This window comes from Variovorax sp. F042, assembly GCF_057814215.1.
On sequence record NZ_JBVASX010000009.1, the window covers coordinates 64,326 to 90,598 of the forward strand.

Below are 26,273 nucleotides of genomic sequence, written 5' to 3' on the forward strand. Positions count from 1 at the left end.
ACCGCGACAAGATGAACCCCACCGCCCTCATCGCCGAAGACGAGCCCCTGCTCGCGCAGGCCCTCAAGGCCGAACTGGCCGCTGTCTGGCCCGAACTGCAGATCGTCGCCACCGCCGGCGACGGTCGCAGCGCCGTGCGCGAGGCGCTGCGCCTGCTGCCGCAGGTGCTGTTCTTCGACATCCGCATGCCCGGTCTCGACGGCCTCGGCGCCGCCGCCGAACTGGCCGATTGCTGGCCCACCGACGAGGCGCCAATGCCGCAGCTGGTGTTCGTGACGGCTTATGACGAATACGCCACCCGCGCCTTCGATGCGCAGGCCATCGACTACGTGCTCAAGCCCCTGCAGCCCGAGCGCCTGCGCAAGACCGTGAGCCGGCTGCAGCAGGCGCTGTCCGCGCGACAACCGGAGCCCACGCCCGCCCTGGCTGACGCGGCGCTAGAACAGACGCTCGCCCAATGGCGCCAGGTGCTGACGGCCGCCGGTGCCGGAACTGCGGCCGCCCCCGCCCCGCTGCGCATGATCGCCGCCAGCGACGCCGGCGGTAGCACCGTGCGCATGGTGCCCATCGACGAGGTGCTGTACTTCGAGGCCGCTGACAAATACCTGCGCGTGCTGACCGCCACGCACGAATACCTGATCCGCACGCCGCTCAAGCAGTTGCTGCCCCAGCTCGATGCCGACACCTTCTTGCAGGTGCACCGGGCGGTGGTGGTGCGCAGCGCAGCCATCGAATCGGTGCATCGCGACGAGGCCGGCAAGCTTCATCTGATGCTGCGCGGGCGGGCGGAGAAGATTCCGGTCAGCCGCCTGTACGCCCATCTCTTTCGCGCCATGTGAAATCGGCCAAGGCGCACCCAAAGAAAAAGCCGGCCCCTTCGGGGGCCGGCTTTTTTCATTCAGTCACGAATGCCGTGGCGTTTTAGCGCCAGTGGCCATGGCCGCGGTAGTAGCCACGACCGTAGTAGCGCGGGCCGTAATACGCCGGCGGAGCGTAGTAGACCGGGGCTGGACGGTAGTACACCGGCGGCGGCGCGTAGTAGGCGGGTGCTGGCGGGGCGTAATAGACAGGGGCCGGCGGCGCGTAGACCGGGGCCGGGTAGTAGGCCGGACCGCCCACGCCCACAGCCACGCCGGGAACGCCGACACCGATGGACCAGCTGACGTCGCTGCGGGCGCTGGCCGAAGTGGCGGCAAACAATGCACCGGCTGCCACGACGCCTGTGGCGGCCCATTTGAAGAAGGTTGAACGTGTGAGGCTCATGATTCGGACTCCTTGTTACGGTGGGCTGCGTTCGGGTGTGAACCGCCCATGTGTGTATTGAACGCGGCAATTGCAAAGGGGGTGCACCGGGCAATGTGAAGAACGTTGCCAAAGGTAACTCATAGGGGGTGACCCCTAAAATGCAACGATGACCTCCCCGACCGACAAAAACGGCGCCAAAACGACCGCTGCTCCGAGCAATTTCCTGCGCCACGTGATCGAGAACGACCTCGCACAGGGTGCCTATTCTGGCCGCAAATGGGGCGGTTCGCCCGGCAACGCCGCCCATCATGCCCAGGGCATGGTCGATCCGGCCAAGGTGCGCATGCGCTTTCCGCCCGAGCCCAACGGCTACCTGCACATCGGCCACGCCAAGAGCATCTGGCTCAATTTCGAGCTGGCCAAGGAATACGGCGGCGTGAGCCACCTGCGCTTCGACGACACCAACCCCGAGAAGGAAGACCAGGAATACGTCGACTCCATCCGCGACGCGGTGAAGTGGCTCGGCTACGAAACCTACCTGGCCGACCGTCCCAGCGCCCCCGGCACGCTGCAGCCGCACGAATACTTCGCAAGCGACTACTTCGACTTCATGTACGAGGCCGCCGAATACCTCATCGGCGCCGGCCTCGCCTACGTCGACGAGCAAACCGCCGACGAAGTGCGCGCGAACCGCGGCGACTTCAACACGCCCGGCACCGACAGCCCCTTCCGCACCCGCACGCCCGAAGAAAACCTGGCGCGCTTCCGCGCCATGCGCGACGGCCAGGTGGCCGACGGCGCCGCCATCCTGCGCGCCAGGATCGACATGGCCAGCACCAACATCAACATGCGCGACCCCGCGCTGTACCGCGTGCGCCGGGCCACCCACCACAACACCGGCGACAAGTGGTGCATCTACCCGATGTACACCTACGCGCACCCCATCGAAGATGCGCTGGAGCAGATCACCCACTCCATCTGCACCCTGGAATTCGAAGACCAGCGCCCCTTCTACGACTGGCTGCTCGACCGCCTCGCCGAAGGCGGCCTCGTCGCCAGCCCGCATCCGCGCCAGTACGAATTCGCGCGCCTCAACGTGACCCACGTGCTCACCAGCAAGCGCAAGCTGCGCCAGCTGGTCGAAGAAAAATACGTCGACGGCTGGGACGACCCGCGCATGCCCACCATTGCCGGCCTGCGCCGCCGCGGCTACACGCCCGAGGCGCTGCGCCTGTTCTGCGAGCGCAGCGGCACCACCAAGTCGGGCGGCTGGATCGACTACGCCAGCCTCGAAGCCGCGCTGCGCGACACCCTCGACCCCGTCGCCCCGCGCGCCATGGCCGTGCTCGACCCGGTCAAGCTCGTCATCACCAACTGGGGCGAGCTGATGGGCGGCGACGACGTGCTCGACGACTGCTCGGCGCCCGTGCACCCGCACCATCCCGAAATGGGCAAGCGCGACTTCAAGCTCGGCCGAGAGGTGTGGATCGAACGCACCGACTACGAAGAAGTGCAGCCCAAGGGCTTCTTCCGCCTGTTCCCCGGCAACAAGGTGCGGCTGAAGTACGGCCACGTCATCGAATGCACCGGCGGCACCAAGGATGCGAGCGGCAAGCTCGTCGAAGTGCAGGCCACGCTGGTGCCCGACACCAAGAGCGGCACGCCGGGCGCGGACGCGATCAAGGTGAAGGGCAACATCACCTGGGTGGCGGCTGCGGATGCAGTGCAGGCCGAAGTGCGGCTGTACGAGCGGCTGTTCGCGGCAGCGAACCCGGGCAGCGGCGAGCTGCTGGACGAGCTGAACAAGCAGAGCCTTGAAGTCTGCTCGGCATTCGTCGAGCCTTCGCTGGCCAAGGCCGAACCGGGCGTCGGGATCCAGTTCGAGCGGCACGGGTACTTCGTGCGCGATTCGAAGGGCGGCACGGACGGCAAGCTGGTGTTCAACCGCGCGGCCGGCATGCGGGACAGCTGGGGCAAGTAACCCGGTCGTTCCTGGCTATTTATTCGGGCCGCTTGTAGACCACGCCGATCACCGCGCTGTTCTCATCGGTGGTGCACACGGCGGAGCGGCCCTGCGGCCCGACCTTCAGGTTGATCGTGTAGACGCCGTCGCGCGGCGTCGTCCCCTTGTCCGCGACGATGCTGCCCGGCGGCACCCTGAGTTCGCGCGCAGCCGCAGCCACACAGTTCTTGACGCTCGCCTCGGGCGCGCCGCCCACGCGGATGCCTGGGCTGTTGCACGCCGCCAGCAGAAGGCCTGCAATCGCGGCGCAGGCAAGATGGATGAAGCTTCGCATCGTCATTCCAGGTTCTCCTGTGTGATGAACCGATTGGAGCCGCCAGGGCCATCGAATGTTGCAGGACAGACCCGGGCTATCCTGTCGGCCAATGAATTTTCCGAGCCCTTCTTCCCGCCTGATCCGCTTCAACAAGCCTTACGGCGTACTCAGCCAGTTCACGCCCGAGGGCCGCTGGCGTGGCCTGAAAGACTTCATCGACATCCCTGACGTCTACGTCGCCGGCCGGCTCGATGCCGACAGCGAGGGCCTGCTGCTGCTCACCGACGACGGCAAGCTCCAGGCACGCATCGCCGATCCGCGCTTCAAGATGGAGAAGATCTACTGGGTGCAGGTGGAGGGCGTGCCGACCGAAGCGGCACTCACCTCCTTGCGCAGCGGCGTGCAGCTCAACGACGGCCTCACACGCCCCGCGAGGGCACGCCTGCTCGACCCACCACCCGAAGTGTGGGAGCGACAGCCACCCATTCGCGAGCGCAAGAGCATTCCCACCGCGTGGCTGGAGCTGGCGATCAGCGAAGGCCGCAACCGCCAGGTGCGGCGCATGACGGCGGCCGTGGGGCTGCCAACGCTGCGCCTGATCCGCGCCGCCATCGGGCCTCATACGCTCGACGGACTGGCGCCGGGCACCTGGCGCGAATAGACAACCGGCGCGGCGACGCACGAACAGCCGTACAACCTTCATTCATTCTTCAAGCCTCTTCCATGCACATCCCCGATCTCGCTCCCGTCGTCCTGAACCGCCGCAGCACCCTGCTCGGCGTCATCGGCTTGCTTGCATTGCCCGCAACGCACGCCAACGCCGCAACTCCGGCCAAGACGAAGAAACAACCGGCGCAGCCCGGCGTGTGGCCACACGCGTCCCAGGTGCCGGGCGGCGTGGCCCGCTTGTCGCTCGGCCCATCGGCGAAGCGGCCTCAGGCCTTCGCGGGCGACGTGCCTCTGCTGGTGCTGGGCGACGCCATCGAATGGACCGCACTGGTCGGCATTCCGCTCGCAGCCGAACCCGGCGAGGCCAGCATCGCGATGCGCGCCGAAGGCAAGCCCGAGCGCCAGATCGCCTACACGGTGGCTCCGAAGCAATACCGCGAACAACGCCTGACGGTGGCGCCCCGCACGGTCGACCTGTCACCCGAGGACCAGGCCCGCTACGAGCGCGAACGCGACCACCAGGCCACCGTGATGGCCACGCTCACGGACATGCGGGCGGATGCGTCACTGCAGATGCGCGTGCCCGTGCCGGGCCGCCGCTCAAGTTCGTTCGGCCTGCGCCGGGTGTTCAACGGCCAGTCGCGCAATCCGCACAGCGGGATGGACATCGCGGCGGGCACAGGCACGCCGGTGCTGGCGCCGCTACCCGGCAAGGTGATCGACACGGGGGACTATTTCTTCAACGGCGGCACCGTGTGGCTCGACCATGGTGGCGGCCTGCTGACGATGTACTGCCATCTGAGCCGGGTCGATGTGAAGGTCGGCGACGTGCTGAAGACCGGCGAGCCGCTGGCCGCCGTGGGCGCGACCGGCCGGGTGACGGGGCCGCACCTGCATTGGTCTGTGATGCTGAACCGGGCGATGGTGGACCCGGCGTTGTTCATCGCGGCCTGAGGCAGACAGGAGACCGGCTCAGCCTCAAATCGGCTTGGTCAGATACACAGCCTCGCGCCCCACGATCGCGCGCTGCGCCGGCATGAAGATCGTGCAGTCGTCGCACAGCGCGCGGATTTCCTCGTCGCCGTTTGTCGCGATCAACTCGCCCTTCGCAAAGGTCTCGAAGCCGATCAGCGGCCGCACGAACGCAAAGTCCGCCGACTTGATGACATACGTCTGCAGCAGCTGAAAGCGCCGCTGCGGTTCGGGCGGCGGCGTGGCCGGGTCCTTGTCGACAAGGCCGAAGTACGCAAGGAAGTCGTAGGTGACGGCTGTGGCCAGTTCCGACGCGGAGCGCAGGAAGTGCTGGCCGCACTCGACCACCATCGCCACGCCCTTGCCGTCCGGGCCGCCGTGGCTGCCGTACTGGATCAGCGGCGTGCCCGAGCCCAGGCCGTCGGGCATCACGAGGTGCACCAACGGGCGGCCGATGGCCAGTGCGACCTTGGCATTGCGCTCGAACGCCGGGTACACCCAGAACGGCACGACGGGCTGGCTGGTCGAATGGATGTCGAGGATGTGATCGGCCGCGTCCACCACCGGACGCAGGATGCGCGCACGGCTCAGCTCGGGGCTGTCTTCGGTGCCATCGAGCCACTCGGGCGACCAGATGCGGTTGAGGTTGTGCACGAGCTGGCGGCTGTCGAAGGGCAGAGCTTCGTTGAAGGACTCGTACGCTGCCACGTTGGCAAAACTCACTGTGAGCGTGCCGATCTTCGGGCGCACGTCGTTGTCGAGCAGGTGGGTGGCGGCCGTCATGCCGCAGATCTCGTTGCCGTGCGTGAGCGCGTTGATCAGCACGTGCGGGCCGGGCTTGCCGGACTCGAAGCGGTGCACGTAGTCGACGCCGGTGTTGCCCTTGCGGTAGGCGGAGAGGTCGCGGGGGAGGACTTCGAGGGCGGGGGGAGATTGGGTCATGGGCGTCAGAAAATGGAACGAAGCGGTCCGGCAAGTTTGCTACAGGGCGCGCGTTCGTGCTGAGCGGCCCTGCGCGAAGCAAACACAGACCCGCCCTGCCGCACTGGTGACTACCAGTTGACCTCGCGCTCCGGCGTGGCCGAGATGTGGTGAATCGACAGATCGGCGCCGTCGTACTCCTCCTCCTGCGACAGCCGCAGCCCCAGCGAGGCCTTCAGCGCGCCGTACACCGCCGCGCCCGCCAGCCCCGCCCATGCCACGCCGATGACGGTGCCGATGAGCTGCGCCCACACGTTCACACCGCCGATGCCGCCCAGCGCCTGCGTGCCGAAGATGCCCGCCGCTATACCGCCCCAGGTGCCGCACAGGCCGTGCAGCGGCCACACGCCGAGCACATCGTCGATCTTCCATTTGTTCTGCGTGAGCGTGAACATCTTGACGAAGATGGCGCCCGCCACGCCGCCCACCACCAGCGCGCCCAGCGGGTGCATCAGGTCGGAGCCGGCGCACACGGCCACGAGCCCCGCGAGCGGGCCGTTGTAGACGAAGCCCGGGTCGTTCTTGCCCATGGCCAGCGCGACCAGCGTGCCGCCGACCATCGCCATCAGCGAGTTGACGGCCACCAGGCCCGAAATCTTGTCGATGCTCTGCGCGCTCATCACGTTAAAGCCGAACCAGCCTACGCACAGCACCCACGCGCCCAGCGCCAGGAACGGAATGTTCGACGGCGGATGCGCGCTCAGCGAGCCGTCGCCCCGGTAGCGGTTGCGCCGCGCGCCCAGCAGCAGCACCGCCGGCAACGCGAGCCAGCCGCCCACCGCGTGCACCACCACCGAACCCGCGAAGTCATGGAACTCATGGCCGGTGAGCGAGGCAATCCAGCCCTGGATGCCGAAGTGCTTGTTCCAGGCGATGCCCTCGTACAGCGGGTAGACGAAGCCGACGATCACCGCTGTGGCGATCAGCTGCGGCCAGAACTTGGCGCGCTCGGCAATGCCGCCCGAAATGATGGCCGGGATGGCCGCCGCGAAGGTGAGCAGGAAGAAGAACTTCACCAGCTCGTAGCCGCTTCTTGCCGACAGTTCGGTGGCGCTCACGAAGAAATGCGTGCCGTAGGCCACGCCATAGCCCACCAGGAAATACACGATGGTCGAGACCGAGAAGTCGACCAGGATCTTCACCAGCGCATTGACCTGGTTCTTCTTGCGCACTGTCCCCAGTTCGAGAAAAGCAAAACCGGCGTGCATGGCCAGGACCATGATGGCGCCGAGAAGGATGAACAGCGCGTCTGCGCCCTGTTTGAGTGCGTCCATTGGAGCTTCTTGCTGATTTTTGGCTTGAATTGGTGCGCCGCACCCGAATCACCCGAAGCGGCGGGCCAATGAAGCAAAAATGGTGCCTAAAGCTCTTCGATGGTGCGTTGCGAACCAATAGTGGGCTTTACTCAGCCCACGATGCACCGGATCAGCCCGCCCCGGCGCGCAGCGCGTCCCGATAGCGGCGGCTGCAGGGCACGGTGGTGCCGTCGTGCATGTGCAGCCGGGCGTCGCCACCGTCCAGCGGCTCGATTTCCTTGATACGCCCCAGGTTCACGGCGTGGCTGCGGTGCACGCGCACGAAGCGGGCGGGGTCGAGCTGGGTCAGGAAGTCGGTCAGCGTGGCGCGCAGCAGGTAGTCGTGGCCGTTGACGTGCAGGCCGACGTAGTTGCCCTCGGCCTGGAGCCAGTCGATGTCGGTAGCCGCGATGAGGAATTCGCGGCGCAGCTTGCGCACCAGAAAGCGCTCGGGGCGCGCAGGCTGCGGGGTTTCGGGTTCGACGGGCTCCGGCTCCGCCGGTGCTTCGGGCGCATCGAGCACCCGCGCCTCGCCCTGCAGCCGCAACATGAACAGCCGGTACGCCCAGATGCCGAAGACGATGCTCGCGTACACCCGCACGTCCTTCAGGTACTCGTAGCCCCACTGGCTGGCCCAGCCGCCGAAGTCGTAGCGCTCGCCGGCCATGGCATAGACCAGCGCCCGCAGCCCGAACATGCCCACCACGTGGATCACGCTGAAGACCACGCTCGCCACCGCATGCCAGGCCACGAAGCGCAGCACGTGGGTGCGCACCAGCGGCGACAACCGGCGCTCGACGGCAACCAGCGCCGGAACCAGCAACAACAGCACCAGGTGGCTCGAACCCTCCCAGGTCGCAACCTCCCAGTTGGCCCGCGGCACGGCGCGCGTGCGCACGTCGACGATCGCCACCATCGTGCTGAACACGGCCTGAAGCGTCATCAGAACGATCCAGAACGCCACCTCCACGTAGCGGCGGACTGGCTCGTAGCGCTCGTACAGGTTCTTGCGGGGGTCTCCCATGGCCGGGATTCTCCCGAAAACGGGCCTTGGGGCGGCGAATTTCGTCCAGTTTCGTCCCTCAGGGCCACCGCTCGTCACAAAGCGCGGGCGATCCGTCCCCCGGGCGTGCCACGCGGGGAACACGAGGCCGAGCATCGCCGCTTCCAGCTTCAAGGAGCCCCCGATGACCACACCAACTCTCCCGCCCGACCATCGCCGCCACGACATCGACGCCCTGCGCGCGCTGGCCTTCCTGTTCGTCATCCTCTATCACGTAGGCATGTACTACGTGGCCGACTGGCCGTGGCACCTCAAGAGCCCGCATGCGGCCGAATGGCTGCAGTGGCCGATGCGCATCCTGAACCTCTGGCGCATGGATCTCGTCTTCCTGGTCTCCGGCGTATCGCTCGGCTTCCTCAGCCGGGGCCAGGGCACCTGGGGCCTGCTGCGCAGCCGGGGCCTGCGGCTGATGCTGCCGCTGGCCTTCGGCATGGCGGTGATCGTGCCCTACCAGGCCTATGCGCAAGGCGTGGCCAACGGGCTGGTGGCGCCGGGCTTCGGCGCCTTCCTGCTGCGCTACCTGTCGATGGCCGAGCCGTGGCCGAAGCGGGCTTTCGATGGCGCGGAGTTCGGCATCACCTGGAACCATCTCTGGTACCTGCCCTACCTCTTTACCTACACGGCGCTGGTCGCGCTGACGCTGCCGCTGTGGAACTCCGCCGCCGGCCAGTGGCTGCGCCGCGGCTTCAACGGCCTGCGTGGCTGGAAGCTGCTGTTGCTGCCTGTGGTGCCGCTGCTCGTCTTCACGATGCTGCTGGCCTCGCGCTTTCCGGCCACGCACAACCTGGTGCGCGACTTCCACCTGCACAGCCTTTACTTCACGATGTTTCTCTACGGCTACTGGATGGGCGTGGACACCGGCGTGTGGAAAGAGCTGGAGCGGCTGCGCCGCGTGTCTCTCGCGCTGGCAGTCGCGGTGATCGCCATCTTCATCGCGCTGCGCACCGGCGCGAAGGGCCCGGCCGCCGGCCCGCTGATGGACACCCTGCGCATGCTCTACCTGTGGCTGGCCGTCGCCACCATCCTCGGCCATGGCCACCGCCACCTGAACCGCCCGTGGCCCTGGCTGCGCTGGGCCAACGAATCGGTGTACCCGTGGTACGTGCTGCACCAGACGCTGATCATCGTCGGCGTGACCGCGCTGGCTCCGCTCGCGCTCGGCCCGGTGATCGAGCCCGCGCTGCTGGTGGCGTTGACGCTTTTCGGCTGCTGGGCGCTGACGGATGGGCTGATCCGCCGCTTCAACGTGCTGCGGCCGCTGTTCGGGCTGAAGCTCAGGCGCGCGGCTTCAGCTGAAGCTCGTCCACGGGAACGAGGATTGCATTCCCCGTCGCCACGAGCTTGAGCGCATCGTCGCCCTTGCCTACGGGCTGCGCATAGAGCTCAGACGCGACAAACACCTGCTTGCGCCCGGCCTTCGCCACGCGCCCGCGCGCCACGAAGGCACTGCCCACCGCGGGCGACATGAAGTTGACCGAGAAGTGCGAAGTCATCACGCGGCCCGCCAGCGTGCCGGCCGCGTAGCCGCTCACGGTGTCGAGCAACGCGGAGATCATCCCCGCATGAAGGAAGCCGGCGAACTGCTCCATGTCTTCCGCGCGCCAGTTCATGCGCAGTTCCGCCTCGCCGTTGCCGGCCTGGGTGGCCTCGATGCCGGCCCAGCGATTGAAGGAAGCGGCCGCGTTGGTGGCCTTGACGATCTCGAGCATGGCGTGTCCTTTGCGAGTGGGTGAGAAGTGGTTCGATCCACTCTACGAACCGCTCATGGCAAACGCCGTCACACGCGTGACGAAAGGGGTCGTGTGCAGTTGCATTGGCGACAGCGGCGACAGCTGCACCATCGCGCCGACCGGCAATCAGCCGACGGTGCGCACCACATTTCCCTGCGGATCCCTGATCGTCGTCTTCTGGACCTTCCAGCGCACGGCGCCGAAACCGGGCATCTCGTACGTGCCTGCGACCGGCTTCAGCGTGCGGGCCAGTTCGCGCACGGTGGCGTCGCTCAGGTGCAATGTCAGCTTGCCGTCTTCCTCGGCCACGCGGTCGGCATCACCGTGCTCGAAGACCAGCGCGCGCTCACGGCTCGCAAAATGAAACCCGCGGCCGAAGGGCAGCCGCAACGGCAGCAGCGCGACCAGTTCGTCGACCTGGCGTGCGCCGACCGTGATCTCGGTGACCGGCGCGCGCAGCAGCCGCTTGCTCGTCTCCCAGCCGAGCACGTCGGTGAAGAGAAAACCGCTGGACGAACCGTCGCGCGCCGCGCCCTCCTCCACGCGCCGGCGCACCTCGGGGTCGTCGAGCAGCGAAGGCCGCGCGAGGTCGGTCACCCACAGCGGCATCGCGGGCAGCAGCGCATCAAGCAGCTTGCGCGTGTCCCAGCGCTTGCATGCCCGTTCCTCGTCTTCCGTCAGCCCGACGACCTGGAGAAAGCGCATGCGCCCGTTCGGCGTGTCGATGGCCGGCAGCTCAGGGTCGAACACGAAGCCCATCGAGCAGATCAGCGTCTCGCGCTCCAGCGCGATGGGGCCGTTGGCGGTCATCCAGTGGCCGTCGTCGAACACGTTGCCGCTCTTGAACACGTAGCGCGCGAGGTTCTGCAGGAAGTTGATGGCCCATGCGGGCGGCTCGGCCTCGTCGGGCTCGCAGGCCAGGCGAAAAGTCAGCTCGAAACCGTAGCCGCTGGTGTCGGCATCGCCCGATTCCTTGGCGTACAGCTCGCTGAGCCCATAGCTGAGGTAGTGCCAGTGCGGCACCGGCTCCATGCGCTTCCACACGCTCACGCCGTCGAGCGGATCGGGCCCGCCGAACATCCACTTGAGGACGGTGGCGTAGTGCTTCGGCTCCTGGCCTGGATAGAGGCGCTCCAGTGCGGCGGTGATGGCGTCCCAGCCCGGCGAGAGGTTTTCGTCGTCGCCAGCGTTGTCGTCCTGGCCCTGCGCTGCTTGCGTCATGTCGCTCCTTGCGATGTCGATGACCGGCAAGCCTACACCGGGCCATCCTCAGGCCCGTGTCAGGCCGGCGTGGCATCCTCGGGCGTCGAATTGCTTTTTTCGGGAGACAGCAACGTGAGATGGATCCATCGGCGGGATGCATTGGCCCTGTCGGCCGCCTGCGCCGCGTCCGCCCTGCTCGCCGCAACGGGCTGCGAGCAGAAAAACGTGCCCGCCGCCTCCGCACCGACCCAGCCTTCGCCCGGCAGCATCGAAATCACGCAGGCAGACATCGACTGGTTCCGCCGCAGCCGGGCCGAGTGGATCGACTGCGAATCGGGCGCGCCGGGCATGGTGCCGCCCGACATGTCGCTCGAACAGTACGAAGACCTGCTCGACGGCGGCAGCTCGCCGGCCTTCGACCGGTTCGTGAACGTGACCAGCGCCTTCTTCCTGCATGCGAGCTTCGTCGCCGGGCACTACACCTTCGAGCCGCCCTTCGCGCAGCGCACGGCCTTCGACGTGACCGACGAGCACATCCGCCTGCTGCGGCGCGCGAACTGGCTCAGCTTCCTCATCGACTGCAAGCGCCCCTACGGCGACTTCACGCATTTCGAGATCGACATGGCCGACATCCTCGGCCTGCCGGTGACGAAGGACGCAAAGGGCTACGCGCAGATCGGCAAGGAGGCGGAAAAGCGCATGGACGCGCTGCATGCCGACATGCTCCCCACGCTGCAGGCGTACATCCGCTTCGCGCGGCTCAACCCCGGTCGCTACGTGGTGCCCGGGCGCGGCGTGGCGCAAACGGCGGGGCGGCCGCTATGCCGGCCGGTGTCAGCCACGCGCCTTGCGATGTATCAGCGCGCGCTGGCGGCCGCCGGCCCGCGCTCCGATTCGCACCGCGTCGCCGCGCTCGACGAGGCCGCCAGGGCGCTGTTTGCGCTGGACTGAGCTGCTGCCGTTGCCGTAGCGGCCTCAGGCGTCCTGTTCGGGCGCAGTCTCGGGCTTCGGCTTGCCCTTTTGCTTGCGCGCCGCCTTCTTTGCAGCACGCTCGGCGTCGGCACGCTGGCCATCGGCCAGCCACAGCGCGAACTCGTCGGGCGTTTCGAGCGTGACGCGCCCGAGGTTGCCTGCGCGGAACTCGTGCATCACGATCTCCGCCGCCTTCTGCAGGTTGACCTTGCCCTTGCCCAGCAGCGCGCCGCGCTTGCGGCCGATGGTGTCGAGCAGCGACTCGTCCTTCATGCTGGCCATGGTCTCGGCGTCGAGCTCCACGAGCTTGAAGCGCGCGGCCACGCCGGCGGCGTAGTGCATCTTGAGATAGTTGAGCAGTTCCAGCGCCACCTCTTCCTCGTCGAAGGCGTTGCGCCCCACCGCACCGCTGGCCGCGAGGTTGTAGCCGCTCTTGGGCACGATGATGCGCGGCCACAGCATGCCGGGCGTGTCCCAAAGATAGAAGTCGTCGGCCAGCGTGATGCGCTGTTCGAGCTTGGTGATGCCGGCCTCGTCGCCGGTCTTGGCCTTGCGCCCGCCGGTGAGCGTGTTGATGAGGGTGGACTTGCCCACGTTGGGAATGCCGCAGATCAGCACGCGCATCGGCTTGGCCATGCCGCCGCGGTTGGGCGACAGCTCGTGGCAGGCCTTCACGAGCTGTTGCGCGGGCGTGGTCTGGCTCGCGTCCAGGCCGATGGCGCGCGTGGCGGGCAGCGCGTTGTAGTGCGCCAGCCAGAGCACGGTGCGCGCGGGGTCGGCCAGGTCCTGCTTGTTGAGCACCTTGAGCGTGGGCCGGCCGGCCGTGAGTTCGGCCAGCATCGGGTTGGCGCTGGAGCCGGGCAGGCGCGCGTCGAGCAGCTCGATGACCACGTCGATGTCCTTCACCCGTTCGGTGATGGCCTTCTGGGTCGAATACATGTGACCGGGGAACCACTGGATCGCCATCGATGGGCTCTTTCTTTCGCGCTGTCTGGCTGTCTGGGAATGGGGGGCCGCCGAGGGGGCCGGGTGCGCATTGTGAACCGGGAACCTGAACGGGAGCTTGTTGCTACGCTTTCGATAGCTGCAACCGGGCATTGTGCCTTCGCCTTCGGCCTGTTCGACCCTAGAATCCGCGCGCTGCCCCCCGCAGCAATACCAACAACTCCGAGGGAAATCCATGTTCAAGCGCCTTGCCGCTGCCGCCCTGCTGGCAGCCACCGTCGTGCCCGTGTCCGTCGTCCATGCCCAGCGGCCCTCCCCGCCGCCCGGCCCTCTGGTCAGCGGCTTCCTGTGCTGCAACATGCGCACCTACGGCGACTCGATCAGCGACATCAACTACGACGAGCAGGGCACGCGCATCGTCGCGGTGGGCACGCCGGCGCGCATCACGGCCTACGACTTCCGCTGGTTCAGCCTGGACCTCGCCGGCAAGCCGCAGCGCATCAAGAACGACTACAGCCGCAACATCCCGCTGCCCGCGTTCGCGCAGCGCTACGTGGTGACCGAAGACCCGAAGCAGAAGATGGCGGCCTTCCCGCCCGCAGTCCGCGACGCCATCCTCGCCGGCAAGGTGATGCCCGGCATGACGCGCGAGCAGGTGCTGATGGCCATCGCCTACCCGGTGGCCAGCGAGAACCCGAGCCTCGATGCACCCGTGTGGCGCTACTGGCGCGACAGCTGGTCTGAGTTCCAGGTGCAGTTCGACGAGAAGGGCCTCGTGAAGGCGGTGGTGGGCGACCCTGTGGCGTTGAGCCGCGTGCTGGCGGCAGCGCCTGCGCAACAACCTTAAGTTCTCTCGCATTGCGCGTGCCTTGCACACACGCGCAATCCCTTAGAGGGTTTTGCATCGCAGGGGCAGTTATCGCCCCTATGATTTGACCGAGTGCGGCGCCCGAGCGTCGGTCGAATCGAAAACCCTTTGATGGAGTTACCCGCGATGAAACCCGTCTCCGAACTGCTCAAGCGCCATGATTCCGCAGCATGGCGCACCTCCCCCGACACCAGCGTGTTCGACGCGCTGGCCACCTTGGCCCGCTTCGAGGTGGGCGCGCTGATGGTGATGGAAGGCGAGAAGCTGGTGGGCTTTCTCTCCGAACGCGACTACACCCGCAAGGTTGCGCTGCAGGGCAAGAACTCGAAGGAAGTGAAGGTGCGCGAGATCATGACGCCCGACGTGATGACCGTCACCCCGCAGACCCGCACGCGCGCCTGCATGACGCTGATGAGCCAGCGCAAGTTTCGCCACCTGCCGGTGGTCGACGGCGACAAGGTGGTCGGCATGATCTCCATCCAAGACCTGATGGACGACATCATCTCGGACCACGAGGCCACCATCGAGCAGCTGACCACGTACATCCAGAGCTGACCCGGCTCGCCGCATTGCGGACCCTGCCCGGCACATGGGTAGGGAACAGACCTACGTGCACCGCGGCGCTTCGGCGCGCAAAGTGGGCTTTCGTTCATCCATCCAGCAGGGACATTGCATGCAGATTCAGGTCAACACGAGCAACGGCATCACCAACAAGGACGCGCTGGAGCGTTGGGCCGACACCGAGATCAAGCAGCACCTGAGCCGTTTCGTCGAGGACGTGACGCGCGTCGAGGTGCATCTGAGCGACGAGAACCACGACAAGACCGGCGGCGGCGACAAGTGCTGCGTGATGGAAGCGCGCCTGGCACACCACCAGCCGCTGGCGGTAACACAGCACGCGGCCAGCCTCGACGAGGCCTTCCGCGGCGCGGCCGACAAGCTCAAGCGTTTGCTGGACAACACGCTGGGCCGCCTTCACAACCACCGCGACCGCGGCTCGATCCGCACCGACCCGAGCTTTATCGCGGAGTAGCCGCAGCAGCAGCAGCAGCGCTGCGCCTGCCGCGTTTCGGCAGCTTCAGGCTGGGCGTCTCGGCAGGAACGAGCGGCGGGCGGTGGCCGCTGGCCATCCACTCGTCGTAGAAGTCGATCTTGCGGTCGACCAGCGACAGCGCCCGCTTCCACTCGGCGATGGTCTCGGTCACGCGCTCGCGGTGGGCCGCGAGCATGTCGCGCCGCTGGCGCAGCGTGACCTTGCCCTGCACCGCCAGCGCGGTGTATTCGCGCATCTCGGCAATCGACATGCCGGTGCGGCGCAAGCGCTCCATCAGGTCGAGCCAGCCGACGTGCAGCTCGACGTACAGGCGCCGGCCGCCCTCGTCGCGCGCCACGCCGGGCACGAGGCCCTGCGTTTCGTACCAGCGGATGGCGTGCACCGTGCGGCCGGTGCGCGTGGCCAGCTCGCCGATGTGAAAAGGCGTGCCCGTGTCAGCCGGCATGGGCGGCCGCCGTGGCCGAAGGCGCCTGCAGCGCCTCCTGGACCAGTGCGGTGTCGAAGTACTCGGTCAGCTCTTTCACCTTGCCTCCTTCGAGTCGGTAGACGTAGCAGTAGCGGTTGTTGTAGCGCTTGCCGGCCTTGGTGGGCACGTCGCCGCTGAACAGCACCACCACCCGGTCGCCCTCGGCAATGATGCGCTCGGTCTTGCTCACGTAGGGCCCCGCGAACTGCGCGAAGAGCGGGTTCAGCAGCTCTTCGCGAATCGCCTTCTTGCCCCGGTAGGTGCGCGACCACGCGGTGGAGCCTTCGAGCTTCCAGCTGGCGTCGTCGGCAAGGCTGTCGACGAAGACCTGGCCGTTGCCCTTGTCCAGCTCGTCGTGGATGCGCTGGACCAGGGCCTTGTTGTCGATCGTGTTCATGGCTTCATTTCCTTGTCTTCGATGAATGAACCGGACATCCGGTGAATTCATTGGAAATGCTCGAGTGCACTCGAGGTCAAGCGCGCCATGAACACGCGGGCCGGTCAGCCCCTCTTCGCGTTCGCCATGCCCTTGGCGACTTCGTTCGCGCCCTGCGCCGCGCCGCTTTGCGGCACGGCCTCGCCTTCGCGCTCGGTCACTTCCGACAGGCGCGCCGCCAGCTGCTCGGGCGTGTCGGCGGCAATGCCCAGCCAGGCGCCCTGCGTCAGCGTGATGTGCGCGGCCTCGAAGGTGCCTGCGCCGGCGCAGAGGATGGTGCGGTTGGGCGCGTCCTGCGCGGCCAGCACCAGCATCGCGGGCACCACGGCCTCGGGGCGGAAGGCTTCGAGCATTTCCTTGGGGAACAGGTCCTCCGTCATGCGGGTGGCAGCGGTGGGCGCCAGGCAGTTCACGCGGATGTCGTTCTTCGCGCCTTCGATGCTCAGCGTTTGCATGAGGCCCACCAGCGCGAGCTTGGCCGCGCCGTAATTGCTCTGGCCGAAATTGCCGTACAGGCCGGTGGACGAGGTGGTCATCACGATGCGGCCGTACTTCTGCTCGTTCATGAGCGCCCAGACGGCCTTGGTGCAGTTCACGGCGCCCATCAGGTGCACGTCGACCACCAGCTTGAAGTCGGCCAGTTCCATCTTGGCGAAGCTCTTGTCGCGCAGGATGCCGGCGTTGTTGACGAGGATGTCGACGCGGCCCCAGGCATCGACTGCCTGCTTGACCATGGCCTGCACCGCCTCGAAGTCGGTGACGGATGCGCCGTTGGCAATGGCCTCGCCGCCAGCCGCCTTGATCTCGTCGACCACCGCCTGCGCGGCGCTTACCGAGCCACCGGAGCCGTCGCGCGCGCCGCCCAGGTCGTTGACCACCACCTTGGCGCCGCGCGCCGCAAGTGCCAGCGCATGCTGGCGGCCCAGGCCGCCGCCCGCGCCGGTCACGATGGCCACGCGGCCCTTGAAGTCGATGTTGCTGCTGTTGCTGTTGCTCATGTCTCTCTGTCGCTTTCCTGGGGAGTTGCCGTTGTCCGGTTGCCGCTAAAGCGGCAGCGTGGCGTTTTACCCCAGAAAGGCGCGCGACCCAGTCATGCGCGCGTCAGCCGGCGTCACCCTGCATCAGCCGGGAAGGGACGCGCGCACCTGCGCACAAAAGTCCACCAGCTGGTCGAGCTCGGCCGACTTGTCGAAGAAGGCATCGGCGCCCAGCTGTCGCGAACGCTCGCGCATGGCGGCGTTGGCGTAGTTGCTCAGCACGATCACCTTCTGGTGCGGCGCCCGGTGGCGGCAGGCGCGGATCACGCCCAGCCCGTTGCCGCGCCGCAGGAACAGGTCGACGATGGTCAGGTCCCAGTCGCCGGTGTGCTGGTGCAGCCAGGCCACGGCCTCCTCCTCGGTACTGGCGGAGGCCACCACCTTGGCGTCAGTTACGTCTTCCAGGAATCCGACGAGGTTCTCGCGAATCACGGGGCTGTCCTCGACTAGATAGGCCTTGAAAGTCATGGGGAGGTCGCGAGGTCGGTGCTTGCGCGGTGCATGGAGGCATCCTCGCAGCCCAACGGCCGCGCGCGGTGAGCCATGCAGGCCAATGCCTGTAGGCCATCGGCCAGCGCCGCTGTCGGTCATCCCGTGCCTATGGGCGTCTGCCGAGCCCTGTTCCGGGCGTCGGCAACTGCTGAATGCCCTGCCGGGCGGCCTCAGCGTCCTGCACCGCCATCGCGCGCCCAAAGCCTGCGCGCGAGCTCAGGCGCTTCCAATACTGCTGTACCGCGGGGCCGAAGCGCTCGTGATGGCCCAGCACCCTGGCCAGCAGCAGCGCGTAGCCGATCGAGATGTCAGCCGCCGTGAACCGGCCGGCGCATGCGAAGTCTTGCGCCTCCAGCAACCTCTCGAGCGCCCGCAGGCGCACGAAAAAGAACTGGGCGTAGTCCTCCGCGGCCTGGGGCTGGCGGCGGTCCTCCGGCTCCAGCAGCGTGTAGCGAAGCACCAGGGTCTGCGGAAAGGTCAGCGAGGCCTCGCCAAAGTGAAGCCAGTTCAGATAGTCCCCATAGCCGGCCTCCTCGCGCTCCACATTCAGCGAGGTGGGGGCGTTGACGCTGGCCAGGTACTGGCAGATGGCCGCCGACTCGGTCATGCGCGTTTCGCCATCGACCAGCAGAGGCACCGTGCCTTGCGGGTTGATCTTGAGGTACTCGCGGTGCAGCACCCGCGGCGGAAACGGCAGCATCTCCAGCCGGTAGGGAGCGCCGAGCTCTTCCAGCATCCAGAGAACGCGGAACGAACGTGCATTCGCGCAGTGGTAGAGCGTGATCATCGGATGGAGGGCTCGACGCCGGAAGTTGCCGCGCCGATGGTCGCACGCACATTCCGCGGCGCCTTGCGTCGATTGGCTGCGGCGCGCGCAGCCAGTCAGCGCAAGTTTTCTTCCGCGCCGGCGAATAGCCTGCGGACTCTTGCGATAGCCGATCGCGATTGCGGAGTGTCCATGCCGTCCCTGAAATCGAAAACCCTCTTCATCACCGGTGCCAGCCGTGGCATCGGCAAGGCCATTGCCCTGAGGGCCGCGCGCGATGGCGCCAACATCGTGGTTGCGGCCAAGACGGCAACGGCCGACCCCCGCCTGCCCGGCACGATCCACAGCGCAGCCGAAGAAATCGTCGCCGCCGGCGGACAGGCCCTCGCGGTGGTGGTCGACGTGCGTGACGAAGCCCAGGTCCGCAGCGCCGTCGACGCCGCGGTGGAGCGCTTCGGCGGCATCGACATCCTGGTCAACAACGCCAGCGCGATCCACCTCGAAACCGTCGAGCGCACGCCGATGAAACGCTACGACCTGATGTTCGAGATCAACGCACGGGGCAGCTACCTGTGCGCGCAGGCCTGCCTGCCGCATCTCGAGAAGGCGGCCAATCCGCACATCCTGACCCTGTCGCCGCCGCTGGACATGAACCCCAAGTGGTTCGCGCGCCATGCGGCCTACACCACGTCGAAGTACGCAATGAGCATGCTCAGCCGAGGCCTGGCCGAAGAGTTGCGCGGGCGCGGCATCGCGAGCAACTCGCTGTGGCCGCGCACCGTCATCGCCACCAGCGCCCTGCGCATCGCGGCGCCCGACGTGGCGGGACAGGCCCGCCTGCCGACCATCATGGCGGACGCCGCGTGGCACATCCTGACCCGGCCGAGCCGCGAGCTCACCGGCCAGCTGCTGATCGACGAACAGGTGCTGCGCGATACCGGCGTCACCGACTTCGAGCCCTACCTGGTAACGCCGGGTGTCGAGCCGCTGATCGACTTTTTCGTGGAACCGTGACCAGGCCGCCGTGCCGCCCCAAGGAGACCAACGCATGCAAGCAGCCGACGCCGAACGCGCAAGCATCGCCCGTATTTCGCTCGCAGACGTCGTGCGGCGCAGCGCGAGGCGAGATCCGGACAAGATCGCAGTCATCCAGGGTGATCGACGGGTCACGTTTGCAGCGCTCGATGCCGCGAGCGAGCGCGTGGGCGAGGCACTGCGCGACCATGAACTCGCCGATCGCCGCATCGCGACGATGTGCGTCAATTCGATCGAGCACCTCGCGGCCATCCAGGCCATCCACAAGTCGGGCAACGTCTGGGTGCCGGTCAATGTGCAGCTCGATGCGGCCTCCATCGAGCATGTGCTGAGCCACGCCGAAGCCAGCGCGGTTTTCATCGATGCAGCGCTGTTCGAAGTGCCAGCGCTGCGCACGCTGGTCGAGCGCCTGGGCCTGCTGACGGTGGTGATCGGCGCACAACACCAGGCCACCGCCGGCACGCTGCATTTCGACGCGCTGGCATCGCGCCCGCCGGCGCAGCCGCTGGCCACTGCGCGTGGCGACGATGACCTCGCACTCATCATGTACACCAGCGGCACCACGGGAAAGCAGAAGGGCGTGATGCATTCCCATCGCTCGGTCCATGGCGCGCTGCTGAGCTGCGCGCAAAGCTTCGAGGCCACCGAGCGCGATGTCGTCGTCTCGGTGCTGCCGCTGTTCCATTGCGCCCAGCACGCCATCAGCACCGGCGCATTGATGGTCGGCGCAACGCTGTGGCTCGCCAACGGCTTCGATCCCGCGGCCATGCTGGCGGCGATCGGGCGCGAACGCATCACCTGGCTGTCGTGCCTGCCGATGATGTTCGATGCGCTGATGAAGCACCCCCAGCGCCAGCAAACCGACTTCTCGTCGCTGCGCCTGTGCATGTACGGCCTGGCGCCGATGCCGAAGAACCTGCTCGCGGACATCCGGCGCGACATGTGCCCCGACGTGCGCCTGGGCACCGGCCAGACCGAGATGTACCCGCCGACCATGGTCTACCGCGCGAGCGACCACCCGGACAAGGACGGCAACTGCTGGGGTGTGTCGGTGGCGGGTGTCGAGACCGCCGTCATGGACGACGACGGCCGGCTGCTCGGGCCGGGCCAGGTCGGCGAGATCGTCCATCGCGGGCCCAACGTCTTTCTCGGCTACCTCAAGGACCCGGAGGCCACCGCCGCGGCGCGCCGCTTCGGGTGGCACCACACCGGCGACATCGGCATGCTCGACGCCGACGGGCACATGCTGTTTCTCGACCGCAAGAAGGACATGATCAAGACCGGCGGGGAGAACGTTTCCAGCGTCAAGCTGGAGGCCGTGCTGCTCGCCCACCCCGCCGTCGGCGCCGCGGCCGTGGTGGGCCTGCCGCATCCACACTGGGGCGAGGCGGTCGCCGCGTTCGTGGTCTTGCGCCGCAATGACGGCTCGTGCGGTGAAGATGAACTGCTGGCGTTCTGCAAGGAGCGCCTCGGCCGGTTCGAGGTACCCAAGTCGATCCGCTTCGTCGACGGGATGCCGATGACGCCGACGGGCAAGATCCAGAAATTTCAGCTGCGCAGCGCCCACCTGGCGCTCTTCGAGTCCGCGCAAGGATAGGCGCGGTGCGCAGCGGGTTCAGGACCCGCTAGGCAGCGACCGCCATGCGGCCGCGCGCCATGCCCAGCCGCGCGGGCGAGACGTACTGCTCGCGGTAGATCTCGAAGGGCATGGTGTCGGCCGCCTCGATGCGCTTCTGCTCCTGGATCGACTCGGCAGTCATCTGCTCGAACTCGGCCTGTCGCGCGGCCGAGAACGGCAGGCCCAGCAGCGCGGCGCGGGTCTGCTCGGACTGGGCACGCACGAAGCCGATGAAGGAGTTGCCGTGGTCTTTCTCGATGGCCGCGAGCACGCGGGCCGAGGGCAGGCTGTCGGGGTTCTGCAGCGCGGCCCTGGCGGCGCGCACTGCGTCGGCATGCGCCGTGCCGCCCTGCGCCGCATCGAGAGCGGCAGCAATGGGCAGGCACTGCTCGACCAGTTCCAGGCCCCAGTCGGCCAGCGCTACTTCGCGTCCGTCGCGCTGCAGCTTCAGGCCCGGCTCGCGGCCGCGCGCGGCCGTGAGGTGCTGGTTGTGCGCGAGGTCGGCTATTTCCTGCGGCGTGTCGTCGGGGCTGTCGCTCAGCAGGCAGTGCAGCAGGAACACGTCGATGAAGCGCATGGTCTGCGCGTTGATGCCGACGGTCTCGAAGGGGTCGAGGTCCATCAGGCGCACTTCGACGTACTCCACGCCGCGCTCGCGCAGCGCATGCAGCGGACGCTCGCCTGGGTTGATCACGCGCTTGGGGCGGATGGTGCCGTAGAACTCGTTCTCGATCTGCAGCAGGCTGGTGCCCAGCTGGTTGTAGTCGCCGCCGAGGTTGCGGATGCCGATGGATTCGTAGGCCGGCCACGGGCGCGTGAGCGCGTCCTGCAGCGAAGCGCCGTAGCCGTCGAGGCTGTTGTAGCTCACGGCCAGCGAGGCCTGCGCGTCGCTCTGGTAGCCCAGGCGACCCATGCGCAGCGAGGTGCCGTGCGGCATGAACATGCTGCCGTCGCCCAGCGGCTGCAGCTCGTGCGGGCGGCCCGCCACAAAGCTCGAACACAGGGCCGGCGAGGCGCCGAACAGGTACAGCAGCAGGAAGGCCTGGCGGCGGAAATTGCGGATCAGCGCGAAATACTGTTCGCTCGACACGTCGGGCAGCGACCAGTTGTAGTGAATGCCCGAGATGGTCTGCATGCGGCGGCCATAGCGGTGGCTCAGGCCCATGCGGTAAACGCTCTTGGCGCGGCCCACGTTCGACGAGCCATAGCGGCCGATCGGAATGGTCTCGTCGGTCGGCAGGCCGCAGGGCATGCTCGACACCCACAGGCGCTCGTCGCCCAGGCCGTCGAGCACGCGGTAGGTGAACTGGTGCACCCGCGTGAGCTCTTCGAGCGCCGATTCGACGTTCGCGTGCACGCCCGTGATGAGTTCGAGCTGCGATTCGCTGAAGTCGGTCGTGATGTGCGGATGCGTGAGCGCGGAGCCCAGGGCCACGGGATGCGGCGTCAGCGCGAGCTTGCCGTCCGGCAGAGCGCGCAGGCTTTCCTTCTCGATGCCACGTCGCATGCCCTGGAGGCGTGCGGCTGAAAGTGCACCCAACCTCTCCAGCAATCTGTTGCTCATATTGTTATGACCCATCAATCTTCTGAGGGGCTGGAAGGTAGCACGGGCACGCGGGCATTGCTCGTGCAGGGAATCCCGAGGCAGGCTACCCTGTGGTTCGCTATGTTTTTGATAGCTTTCTGCATAGACGACACGCCAGTGAACGGCCCCGATGGCTGGTGAATTTCAGGCCTTGGCGCGGCCCGCCGACAGGTCGATCTCGTCCGACTGGTAGACATGTATCTCCGGCGTGCCGTCGGCCATGGCCGCCAGCGCCTTGCCGAAGGCACGCGAGGCGTCCACGCGAAAGTGCGTCTGCAGCGCGGCCATGTCGCTCCAGCGCTCCACGAAGGTCAGTCGCAGCGGGTCCTGCACGTCGGTCGTGACTTCATGCGAAATGCAGCCGGCTTCGGTGCGCGAGCGCAGCACGTGCTCGGTGCTGATGGCGAGCATGGCCTGCAGGGTGTCGGGCTTTGCCAGGGCGTGTCCGATGACCAGGATCATTTTCTTGTCTCCTTCGACGAAGTTCAGCCGAGCACCCGCAGCAGGAAGCGGTTGAGGTCGGCGATTTCCTCCATGCACACCGAGTGCGCCATCGTGTATTCGTGCCACTCGACGGTATAGCCCAAGGCGGCCAGCGCGTCGCGCGAGCGCATCGCCGCGGCAAGGGGCACCACGGGGTCTTGCCGGCCATGGGCGAGGAACACGGGCGTTTCGTGGTTGGCCGCGTGGCGTTCGGCCGCAGTGGTGGCCGCGATCGGCAGGTAGCCGGAGAGGCCGACGATGCCGGCCAGCCGCTCGGTGTGGCGCAGGCCGGTCATGAGCGCCATCGCGCAGCCCTGCGAGAAGCCGGCCACCACGATGCGGCTGGCGGCGATGCCGCGGGCCTTTTCACTGGCGATGATCGCCTCGATGGTCGCCTGCGAGCGGCGCAGGCCGGCCTCGTCTTCCTGCGCAGCCAGGTCGGGCAAGGCGATGTCGTACCAGGCCGGCATCTGGTAGCCGCCGTTGATGGTCACGGGCATGACCGGCGCATTGGGGAACACGAAGCGCACCGGGCCCACGGCAGAGAGCTCGAGCTCGTTGGCAATGGGCACGAAGTCGTTGCCGTCGGCGCCGAGGCCGTGCATCACGATCACCGTGGCGGTGGGGTTGGGGGCGGTTTCGATCTCGATGGGAGGACGGGACATGGTCGGGCAAAGGTATTCAGGAACGCGGATGACCGCACCTTAGCGCATCCGGGGCCCGCCCAAGGCACGGAAACGGCCGGTTGGCTGACTTGCACATCGTTGCGATGTGCCGCCGTGCGGTTGCCCGGGCAGGCGACTGTCTGACTGTCTGTTACTCGGCCTTGATGCCCACGGCCTTCACGATCTGCGCATAGCGCTCGTATTCGGCCGCCACCTGCGTCTGGAACTGCCGTTGCGGATGGCCCGTGGCCTCGATGCCCTGCACCGCGAGTTCTGCACGGGCGGCCGGAGCCTGCACGATGCGCCCCGCCTCCGCCGCGATGGCGTCCAGTACCGGCTGCGGCGTTCGCGCCGGCGCGAACAGCCCGAACCATGTGCCCGAGCGGTAGCCCGCATAGCTTTCGCCCACGGTCGGCACTTCGGGCAGCAGCGCATGGCGCCTCTCGCCGCTGGTGCCCAGCGCCACCAGCCGGCCGCTGCGGATGTGCGGCAGCGCGGGGCCGACCGCGATGAACATCACGTCGACCTGCCCCGCGATCACGTCCTGCATGCCCAGCGGGCCGCCACGGTACGGGATGTGCGTGACGTAGATGCCGGCCTTCTGCTTCAGCAGCTCCATGCTCAACTGCTGCGGGCTGCCGTTGCCGGCCGAGGCGTAGTTGATGTGCCCAGGATGGGCTTTGGCCGCGCGAACGAAGTCGGCCACCGTGTGGAAGCCGGTCTTCGGGTTGGCGACCAGCACGAAGTCGATCTGCCCGAGCGACACCACGGGCACCAGGTCGCGCCGGGCGTCATAGGGCAATCCGGCCTGGATGTTGGGGAGGATGGTGATAGGCCCGTCCGCGCCCACCAGCAGCGAGTAGCCGTCGGGCTGCGCCTTGGCCAGCCCATCGGCGGCCAGGATGCCGGCCGCGCCCGCGCGGTTGTCGACCACCACCGGCTGCTTCCATTGCTCCGACAGGCGCTGCGCCAGGTAGCGCGCCAGCACGTCGGGCGAACTGCCGGGCGTATTCGCGACCGTGATGTGCACGGGCTTCGACGGGTAGGCGGCAGCCGCCGGTTGCGCCTGCGCGGCCGCGGTCAACGAAGCGCAGGCCCACAGGGCAAGGACCGGCTTGAGCAGCTTCGACAGGAAATGGGCACGCATGGCGAACTTTCGGTTGCAGGAGGCAAAGCGCGCGATTCTGTCGCGCCCTCGCCCGCAAACGAACGACCCATTTGTCAGATGCTTAGGCTGGTTCCGGCATATGCAGCGAGCCGAACTCTCCCAGCTGCCGGTAGAAGGCATCGACCTGCTGCTGTGCCCCCTCGCGCATCGCCGCATTGCGCCGCGCGCAGCTCTCGGCATCTTCCATCGCCCCCGCCTCGCCCACCTTGCGCGAGGCGTCTTGCACGAAGCGGCACATCGGGTAGCGGCGTTCGCCGAAGGCGCGCAGCGTGGCGTCGGCGATGCCGTGCCGCGCGAGCATGTCGGCCAGCACCACCGCGTCTTCCACCGCCATCGCCCCGCCCTGCCCCATGAAGGGCGTCGAGGCATGCGCCGCGTCGCCGATCAGCAGCACGCGGCCCGCGTGCCAGGGCAGCGGCGTGTGCACCTCCTCGACGGCCGTGTAGAGCACTTCGGAATCCGCGCCTAACTGGTCCAGAAACTGCCGCGCCGGGCCGCCGAACTCGGCGAAGCGCTCGCGCATCTGCCCTGGCCAGGTCTCCTTCGGATACCAGCGGCCAGCCGGCTCGGCGACCGTGCCGAAGATGTAGAGCCTGTCGTCGCTGATCGGCATGATGCCCAACCGCTTGCCGACGCCCATCATCATGATCTTGGCGTCCAGCGCACGCGGCCGCTCGTGCACGCTGCGCCAGACGCCGAAGCCGGTGTAGCGCGGTGCGACGGGGCCGGCGACGGCCTCACGCACCTGCGAGCGGATGCCGTCTGCGCCAATGACGAGGTCGAAGCGCTGTGCCGTGCCGTCCGAAAACATGACCTCCGCGCGATCGCTGCCGCCGGGCGAATCGATCTCCGCGACCGTCGTCGCCAGCCGTATCTCCACGCCCAACGCATCGAGCCGCGCGGCCAGGATACGGTGCATCTCCGCGCGCCTGATGCCCACGATAGGCGCCGAGCCGCCGCTGGAGCGCGGATAGAACACATCGACGATGGGCTCGCCGTGGTGGTCGAGGTAGACATTGCGGCCGTCCTCGATGGCGAAGCCCGCTTCGAGGATGCCGGGCAGAACACCGACCTTGCGCAGCGCCTCGAGCCCGTTGCCGTAGATGAAGATGCCCGAGCTCTGGAAGCGCCACTCGGCCTGCTTCTCGACCAGCGTGACGCGAAAGCCCTTGCCGGCCAACGAGATGGCGGCCGAGCAGCCCGCGATGCCCGCGCCGACGATCAATACCCTTGCTGCCTGTGTCAT

The 26,273-nt window shown here is 67.4% G+C and carries 29 protein-coding genes; 11 read left to right on the forward strand and 18 right to left on the reverse strand.

Annotation, left to right across the window (positions count from 1 at the left end; translation table 11 throughout):
- Positions 1–11: 11 nt before the first annotated feature.
- Complete coding sequence (locus ACZYSP_RS24295) at positions 12–839, forward strand: LytR/AlgR family response regulator transcription factor (RefSeq protein ID WP_489017062.1); 828 nt, start codon at positions 12–14, stop codon at positions 837–839.
- 82 nt (positions 840–921) lie between these two features.
- Here ACZYSP_RS24295 and ACZYSP_RS24300 read toward each other — a convergent pair whose 3' ends face one another.
- Positions 922–1,263, reverse strand: coding sequence for a hypothetical protein (locus tag ACZYSP_RS24300; protein ID WP_489017063.1), 342 nt, complete (start codon positions 1,261–1,263; stop codon positions 922–924).
- 148 nt (positions 1,264–1,411) lie between these two features.
- Between ACZYSP_RS24300 and ACZYSP_RS24305 the strand changes: the two genes are divergently transcribed.
- Positions 1,412–3,226, forward strand: a complete 1,815-nt coding sequence (locus ACZYSP_RS24305) for a glutamine--tRNA ligase/YqeY domain fusion protein (RefSeq protein WP_097199542.1) — start codon at positions 1,412–1,414, stop codon at positions 3,224–3,226.
- Between the two features lie 19 nt (positions 3,227–3,245).
- Here the strand turns inward: ACZYSP_RS24305 and ACZYSP_RS24310 are convergent, their stop codons facing one another.
- Positions 3,246–3,548: a hypothetical protein gene (locus tag ACZYSP_RS24310; RefSeq protein WP_489017066.1), complete on the reverse strand. Its 303-nt coding sequence runs from the start codon at positions 3,546–3,548 to the stop codon at positions 3,246–3,248.
- A gap of 85 nt (positions 3,549–3,633) precedes the next feature.
- Here ACZYSP_RS24310 and ACZYSP_RS24315 point away from each other — a divergent pair, with 85 nt between their 5' ends.
- Both ACZYSP_RS24315 and ACZYSP_RS24320 read left to right on the forward strand, forming a co-directional pair.
- A complete protein-coding gene (locus ACZYSP_RS24315; RefSeq protein ID WP_093059185.1) occupies positions 3,634–4,185 on the forward strand; it encodes a pseudouridine synthase in 552 nt (183 codons plus the stop codon).
- Between the two features lie 62 nt (positions 4,186–4,247).
- Entirely contained in the window at positions 4,248–5,147 is a 900-nt protein-coding gene (locus ACZYSP_RS24320) for a M23 family metallopeptidase (RefSeq protein ID WP_093059183.1), read from the forward strand.
- Between the two features lie 24 nt (positions 5,148–5,171).
- Here ACZYSP_RS24320 and ACZYSP_RS24325 read toward each other — a convergent pair whose 3' ends face one another.
- The 3 genes from ACZYSP_RS24325 to ACZYSP_RS24335 all read right to left on the reverse strand — a co-directional run bounded on the left by ACZYSP_RS24325 (position 5,172) and on the right by ACZYSP_RS24335 (position 8,465).
- Positions 5,172–6,107: a M14 family metallopeptidase gene (locus ACZYSP_RS24325; RefSeq protein WP_489017069.1), complete on the reverse strand. Its 936-nt coding sequence runs from the start codon at positions 6,105–6,107 to the stop codon at positions 5,172–5,174.
- A gap of 110 nt (positions 6,108–6,217) precedes the next feature.
- Positions 6,218–7,420 carry an ammonium transporter gene (locus ACZYSP_RS24330; RefSeq protein WP_093059179.1) on the reverse strand — a complete coding sequence of 401 codons (1,203 nt, stop codon included), beginning with the start codon at positions 7,418–7,420 and terminating at the stop codon, positions 6,218–6,220.
- A gap of 151 nt (positions 7,421–7,571) precedes the next feature.
- Positions 7,572–8,465, reverse strand: coding sequence for a LytTR family DNA-binding domain-containing protein (locus ACZYSP_RS24335; RefSeq protein ID WP_489017071.1), 894 nt, complete (start codon positions 8,463–8,465; stop codon positions 7,572–7,574).
- Between the two features lie 163 nt (positions 8,466–8,628).
- Here ACZYSP_RS24335 and ACZYSP_RS24340 point away from each other — a divergent pair, with 163 nt between their 5' ends.
- Positions 8,629–9,849 carry an acyltransferase family protein gene (locus tag ACZYSP_RS24340; protein WP_489017073.1) on the forward strand — a complete coding sequence of 407 codons (1,221 nt, stop codon included), beginning with the start codon at positions 8,629–8,631 and terminating at the stop codon, positions 9,847–9,849.
- Here ACZYSP_RS24340 and ACZYSP_RS24345 read toward each other — a convergent pair.
- Entirely contained in the window at positions 9,779–10,213 is a 435-nt protein-coding gene (locus ACZYSP_RS24345) for a PaaI family thioesterase (protein ID WP_489017075.1), read from the reverse strand. The genes ACZYSP_RS24340 and ACZYSP_RS24345 overlap by 71 nt on opposite strands.
- 147 nt (positions 10,214–10,360) lie before the next feature.
- The gene (locus ACZYSP_RS24350) at positions 10,361–11,455 is read right to left on the reverse strand and encodes a suppressor of fused domain protein (protein ID WP_489017077.1); all 1,095 of its coding nucleotides are present in this window, start codon (positions 11,453–11,455) and stop codon (positions 10,361–10,363) included.
- 114 nt (positions 11,456–11,569) lie between these two features.
- Between ACZYSP_RS24350 and ACZYSP_RS24355 the strand changes: the two genes are divergently transcribed.
- A complete protein-coding gene (locus ACZYSP_RS24355; protein ID WP_426392189.1) occupies positions 11,570–12,388 on the forward strand; it encodes a hypothetical protein in 819 nt (272 codons plus the stop codon).
- A 24-nt stretch (positions 12,389–12,412) separates the two neighbouring features.
- On the opposite strand, the gene ylqF is transcribed toward ACZYSP_RS24355, so the two are convergent.
- Positions 12,413–13,375 carry a ribosome biogenesis GTPase YlqF gene (ylqF, locus tag ACZYSP_RS24360; RefSeq protein WP_093059163.1) on the reverse strand — a complete coding sequence of 321 codons (963 nt, stop codon included), beginning with the start codon at positions 13,373–13,375 and terminating at the stop codon, positions 12,413–12,415.
- Positions 13,376–13,589: 214 nt separating this feature from the next.
- Here ylqF and ACZYSP_RS24365 point away from each other — a divergent pair, with 214 nt between their 5' ends.
- From ACZYSP_RS24365 to ACZYSP_RS24375, 3 genes are all read left to right on the forward strand, one after another.
- On the forward strand, positions 13,590–14,201 hold the full coding sequence (locus ACZYSP_RS24365) for a cell envelope protein SmpA (protein WP_489017080.1): 612 nt from the start codon (positions 13,590–13,592) through the stop codon (positions 14,199–14,201).
- Between the two features lie 147 nt (positions 14,202–14,348).
- Positions 14,349–14,777 carry a CBS domain-containing protein gene (locus tag ACZYSP_RS24370; RefSeq protein WP_093059159.1) on the forward strand — a complete coding sequence of 143 codons (429 nt, stop codon included), beginning with the start codon at positions 14,349–14,351 and terminating at the stop codon, positions 14,775–14,777.
- A gap of 118 nt (positions 14,778–14,895) precedes the next feature.
- A complete protein-coding gene (locus tag ACZYSP_RS24375) occupies positions 14,896–15,255 on the forward strand; it encodes an HPF/RaiA family ribosome-associated protein (protein ID WP_093059157.1) in 360 nt (119 codons plus the stop codon).
- On the opposite strand, the gene ACZYSP_RS24380 is transcribed toward ACZYSP_RS24375, so the two are convergent.
- From ACZYSP_RS24380 to ACZYSP_RS24400, 5 genes are all read right to left on the reverse strand, one after another.
- Positions 15,242–15,721, reverse strand: coding sequence for a MerR family transcriptional regulator (locus tag ACZYSP_RS24380; protein WP_489017083.1), 480 nt, complete (start codon positions 15,719–15,721; stop codon positions 15,242–15,244). The genes ACZYSP_RS24375 and ACZYSP_RS24380 overlap by 14 nt on opposite strands.
- Entirely contained in the window at positions 15,711–16,139 is a 429-nt protein-coding gene (locus tag ACZYSP_RS24385) for a nuclear transport factor 2 family protein (protein WP_426392181.1), read from the reverse strand. The genes ACZYSP_RS24380 and ACZYSP_RS24385 overlap by 11 nt, the downstream gene beginning before the upstream one ends.
- A gap of 104 nt (positions 16,140–16,243) precedes the next feature.
- Complete coding sequence (locus tag ACZYSP_RS24390) at positions 16,244–17,176, reverse strand: SDR family NAD(P)-dependent oxidoreductase (RefSeq protein ID WP_093059151.1); 933 nt, start codon at positions 17,174–17,176, stop codon at positions 16,244–16,246.
- Between the two features lie 123 nt (positions 17,177–17,299).
- Positions 17,300–17,683, reverse strand: a complete 384-nt coding sequence (locus ACZYSP_RS24395; protein ID WP_093059150.1) for a response regulator — start codon at positions 17,681–17,683, stop codon at positions 17,300–17,302.
- Positions 17,684–17,813: 130 nt separating this feature from the next.
- Positions 17,814–18,494: a glutathione S-transferase family protein gene (locus ACZYSP_RS24400; protein WP_489017087.1), complete on the reverse strand. Its 681-nt coding sequence runs from the start codon at positions 18,492–18,494 to the stop codon at positions 17,814–17,816.
- 171 nt (positions 18,495–18,665) lie between these two features.
- On the opposite strand from ACZYSP_RS24400, the gene ACZYSP_RS24405 reads away from it, so the two are divergent.
- Entirely contained in the window at positions 18,666–19,487 is an 822-nt protein-coding gene (locus tag ACZYSP_RS24405; protein ID WP_489017089.1) for an SDR family oxidoreductase, read from the forward strand.
- 34 nt (positions 19,488–19,521) lie between these two features.
- The gene (locus ACZYSP_RS24410) at positions 19,522–21,105 is read left to right on the forward strand and encodes a class I adenylate-forming enzyme family protein (RefSeq protein WP_093078735.1); all 1,584 of its coding nucleotides are present in this window, start codon (positions 19,522–19,524) and stop codon (positions 21,103–21,105) included.
- A gap of 28 nt (positions 21,106–21,133) precedes the next feature.
- Here the strand turns inward: ACZYSP_RS24410 and gshA are convergent, their stop codons facing one another.
- From gshA to ACZYSP_RS24435, 5 genes are all read right to left on the reverse strand, one after another.
- Positions 21,134–22,690 (reverse strand): glutamate--cysteine ligase, encoded by a 1,557-nt coding sequence (gene gshA / locus ACZYSP_RS24415; protein WP_093078736.1) that lies wholly within the window; start codon positions 22,688–22,690, stop codon positions 21,134–21,136.
- Between the two features lie 165 nt (positions 22,691–22,855).
- Complete coding sequence (locus ACZYSP_RS24420; RefSeq protein ID WP_093059133.1) at positions 22,856–23,173, reverse strand: putative quinol monooxygenase; 318 nt, start codon at positions 23,171–23,173, stop codon at positions 22,856–22,858.
- Between the two features lie 23 nt (positions 23,174–23,196).
- The gene (locus tag ACZYSP_RS24425; protein ID WP_093177804.1) at positions 23,197–23,859 is read right to left on the reverse strand and encodes an alpha/beta hydrolase; all 663 of its coding nucleotides are present in this window, start codon (positions 23,857–23,859) and stop codon (positions 23,197–23,199) included.
- A 151-nt stretch (positions 23,860–24,010) separates the two neighbouring features.
- Positions 24,011–25,006 (reverse strand): Bug family tripartite tricarboxylate transporter substrate binding protein, encoded by a 996-nt coding sequence (locus tag ACZYSP_RS24430; protein ID WP_489017093.1) that lies wholly within the window; start codon positions 25,004–25,006, stop codon positions 24,011–24,013.
- 82 nt (positions 25,007–25,088) lie between these two features.
- Positions 25,089–26,273, reverse strand: coding sequence for an FAD-dependent oxidoreductase (locus ACZYSP_RS24435; RefSeq protein WP_489017095.1), 1,185 nt, complete (start codon positions 26,271–26,273; stop codon positions 25,089–25,091).

What these genes read in the sequence shown, in the direction of transcription:
- ACZYSP_RS24295 (WP_489017062.1), top strand. Translation starts at nt 12, where the DNA reads ATGAACCCCACCGCCCTCATCGCCGAAGACGAGCCCCTGCTCGCGCAG.
- ACZYSP_RS24300 (WP_489017063.1), bottom strand. Translation starts at nt 1,263, where the DNA reads ATGAGCCTCACACGTTCAACCTTCTTCAAATGGGCCGCCACAGGCGTC.
- ACZYSP_RS24305 (WP_097199542.1), top strand. Translation starts at nt 1,412, where the DNA reads ATGACCTCCCCGACCGACAAAAACGGCGCCAAAACGACCGCTGCTCCG.
- ACZYSP_RS24310 (WP_489017066.1), bottom strand. Translation starts at nt 3,548, where the DNA reads ATGACGATGCGAAGCTTCATCCATCTTGCCTGCGCCGCGATTGCAGGC.
- ACZYSP_RS24315 (WP_093059185.1), top strand. Translation starts at nt 3,634, where the DNA reads ATGAATTTTCCGAGCCCTTCTTCCCGCCTGATCCGCTTCAACAAGCCT.
- ACZYSP_RS24320 (WP_093059183.1), top strand. Translation starts at nt 4,248, where the DNA reads ATGCACATCCCCGATCTCGCTCCCGTCGTCCTGAACCGCCGCAGCACC.
- ACZYSP_RS24325 (WP_489017069.1), bottom strand. Translation starts at nt 6,107, where the DNA reads ATGACCCAATCTCCCCCCGCCCTCGAAGTCCTCCCCCGCGACCTCTCC.
- ACZYSP_RS24330 (WP_093059179.1), bottom strand. Translation starts at nt 7,420, where the DNA reads ATGGACGCACTCAAACAGGGCGCAGACGCGCTGTTCATCCTTCTCGGC.
- ACZYSP_RS24335 (WP_489017071.1), bottom strand. Translation starts at nt 8,465, where the DNA reads ATGGGAGACCCCCGCAAGAACCTGTACGAGCGCTACGAGCCAGTCCGC.
- ACZYSP_RS24340 (WP_489017073.1), top strand. Translation starts at nt 8,629, where the DNA reads ATGACCACACCAACTCTCCCGCCCGACCATCGCCGCCACGACATCGAC.
- ACZYSP_RS24345 (WP_489017075.1), bottom strand. Translation starts at nt 10,213, where the DNA reads ATGCTCGAGATCGTCAAGGCCACCAACGCGGCCGCTTCCTTCAATCGC.
- ACZYSP_RS24350 (WP_489017077.1), bottom strand. Translation starts at nt 11,455, where the DNA reads ATGACGCAAGCAGCGCAGGGCCAGGACGACAACGCTGGCGACGACGAA.
- ylqF (WP_093059163.1), bottom strand. Translation starts at nt 13,375, where the DNA reads ATGGCGATCCAGTGGTTCCCCGGTCACATGTATTCGACCCAGAAGGCC.
- ACZYSP_RS24365 (WP_489017080.1), top strand. Translation starts at nt 13,590, where the DNA reads ATGTTCAAGCGCCTTGCCGCTGCCGCCCTGCTGGCAGCCACCGTCGTG.
- ACZYSP_RS24370 (WP_093059159.1), top strand. Translation starts at nt 14,349, where the DNA reads ATGAAACCCGTCTCCGAACTGCTCAAGCGCCATGATTCCGCAGCATGG.
- ACZYSP_RS24375 (WP_093059157.1), top strand. Translation starts at nt 14,896, where the DNA reads ATGCAGATTCAGGTCAACACGAGCAACGGCATCACCAACAAGGACGCG.
- ACZYSP_RS24380 (WP_489017083.1), bottom strand. Translation starts at nt 15,721, where the DNA reads ATGCCGGCTGACACGGGCACGCCTTTTCACATCGGCGAGCTGGCCACG.
- ACZYSP_RS24385 (WP_426392181.1), bottom strand. Translation starts at nt 16,139, where the DNA reads ATGAACACGATCGACAACAAGGCCCTGGTCCAGCGCATCCACGACGAG.
- ACZYSP_RS24390 (WP_093059151.1), bottom strand. Translation starts at nt 17,176, where the DNA reads ATGAGCAACAGCAACAGCAGCAACATCGACTTCAAGGGCCGCGTGGCC.
- ACZYSP_RS24395 (WP_093059150.1), bottom strand. Translation starts at nt 17,683, where the DNA reads ATGACTTTCAAGGCCTATCTAGTCGAGGACAGCCCCGTGATTCGCGAG.
- ACZYSP_RS24400 (WP_489017087.1), bottom strand. Translation starts at nt 18,494, where the DNA reads ATGATCACGCTCTACCACTGCGCGAATGCACGTTCGTTCCGCGTTCTC.
- ACZYSP_RS24405 (WP_489017089.1), top strand. Translation starts at nt 18,666, where the DNA reads ATGCCGTCCCTGAAATCGAAAACCCTCTTCATCACCGGTGCCAGCCGT.
- ACZYSP_RS24410 (WP_093078735.1), top strand. Translation starts at nt 19,522, where the DNA reads ATGCAAGCAGCCGACGCCGAACGCGCAAGCATCGCCCGTATTTCGCTC.
- gshA (WP_093078736.1), bottom strand. Translation starts at nt 22,690, where the DNA reads ATGAGCAACAGATTGCTGGAGAGGTTGGGTGCACTTTCAGCCGCACGC.
- ACZYSP_RS24420 (WP_093059133.1), bottom strand. Translation starts at nt 23,173, where the DNA reads ATGATCCTGGTCATCGGACACGCCCTGGCAAAGCCCGACACCCTGCAG.
- ACZYSP_RS24425 (WP_093177804.1), bottom strand. Translation starts at nt 23,859, where the DNA reads ATGTCCCGTCCTCCCATCGAGATCGAAACCGCCCCCAACCCCACCGCC.
- ACZYSP_RS24430 (WP_489017093.1), bottom strand. Translation starts at nt 25,006, where the DNA reads ATGCGTGCCCATTTCCTGTCGAAGCTGCTCAAGCCGGTCCTTGCCCTG.
- ACZYSP_RS24435 (WP_489017095.1), bottom strand. Translation starts at nt 26,273, where the DNA reads ATGACACAGGCAGCAAGGGTATTGATCGTCGGCGCGGGCATCGCGGGC.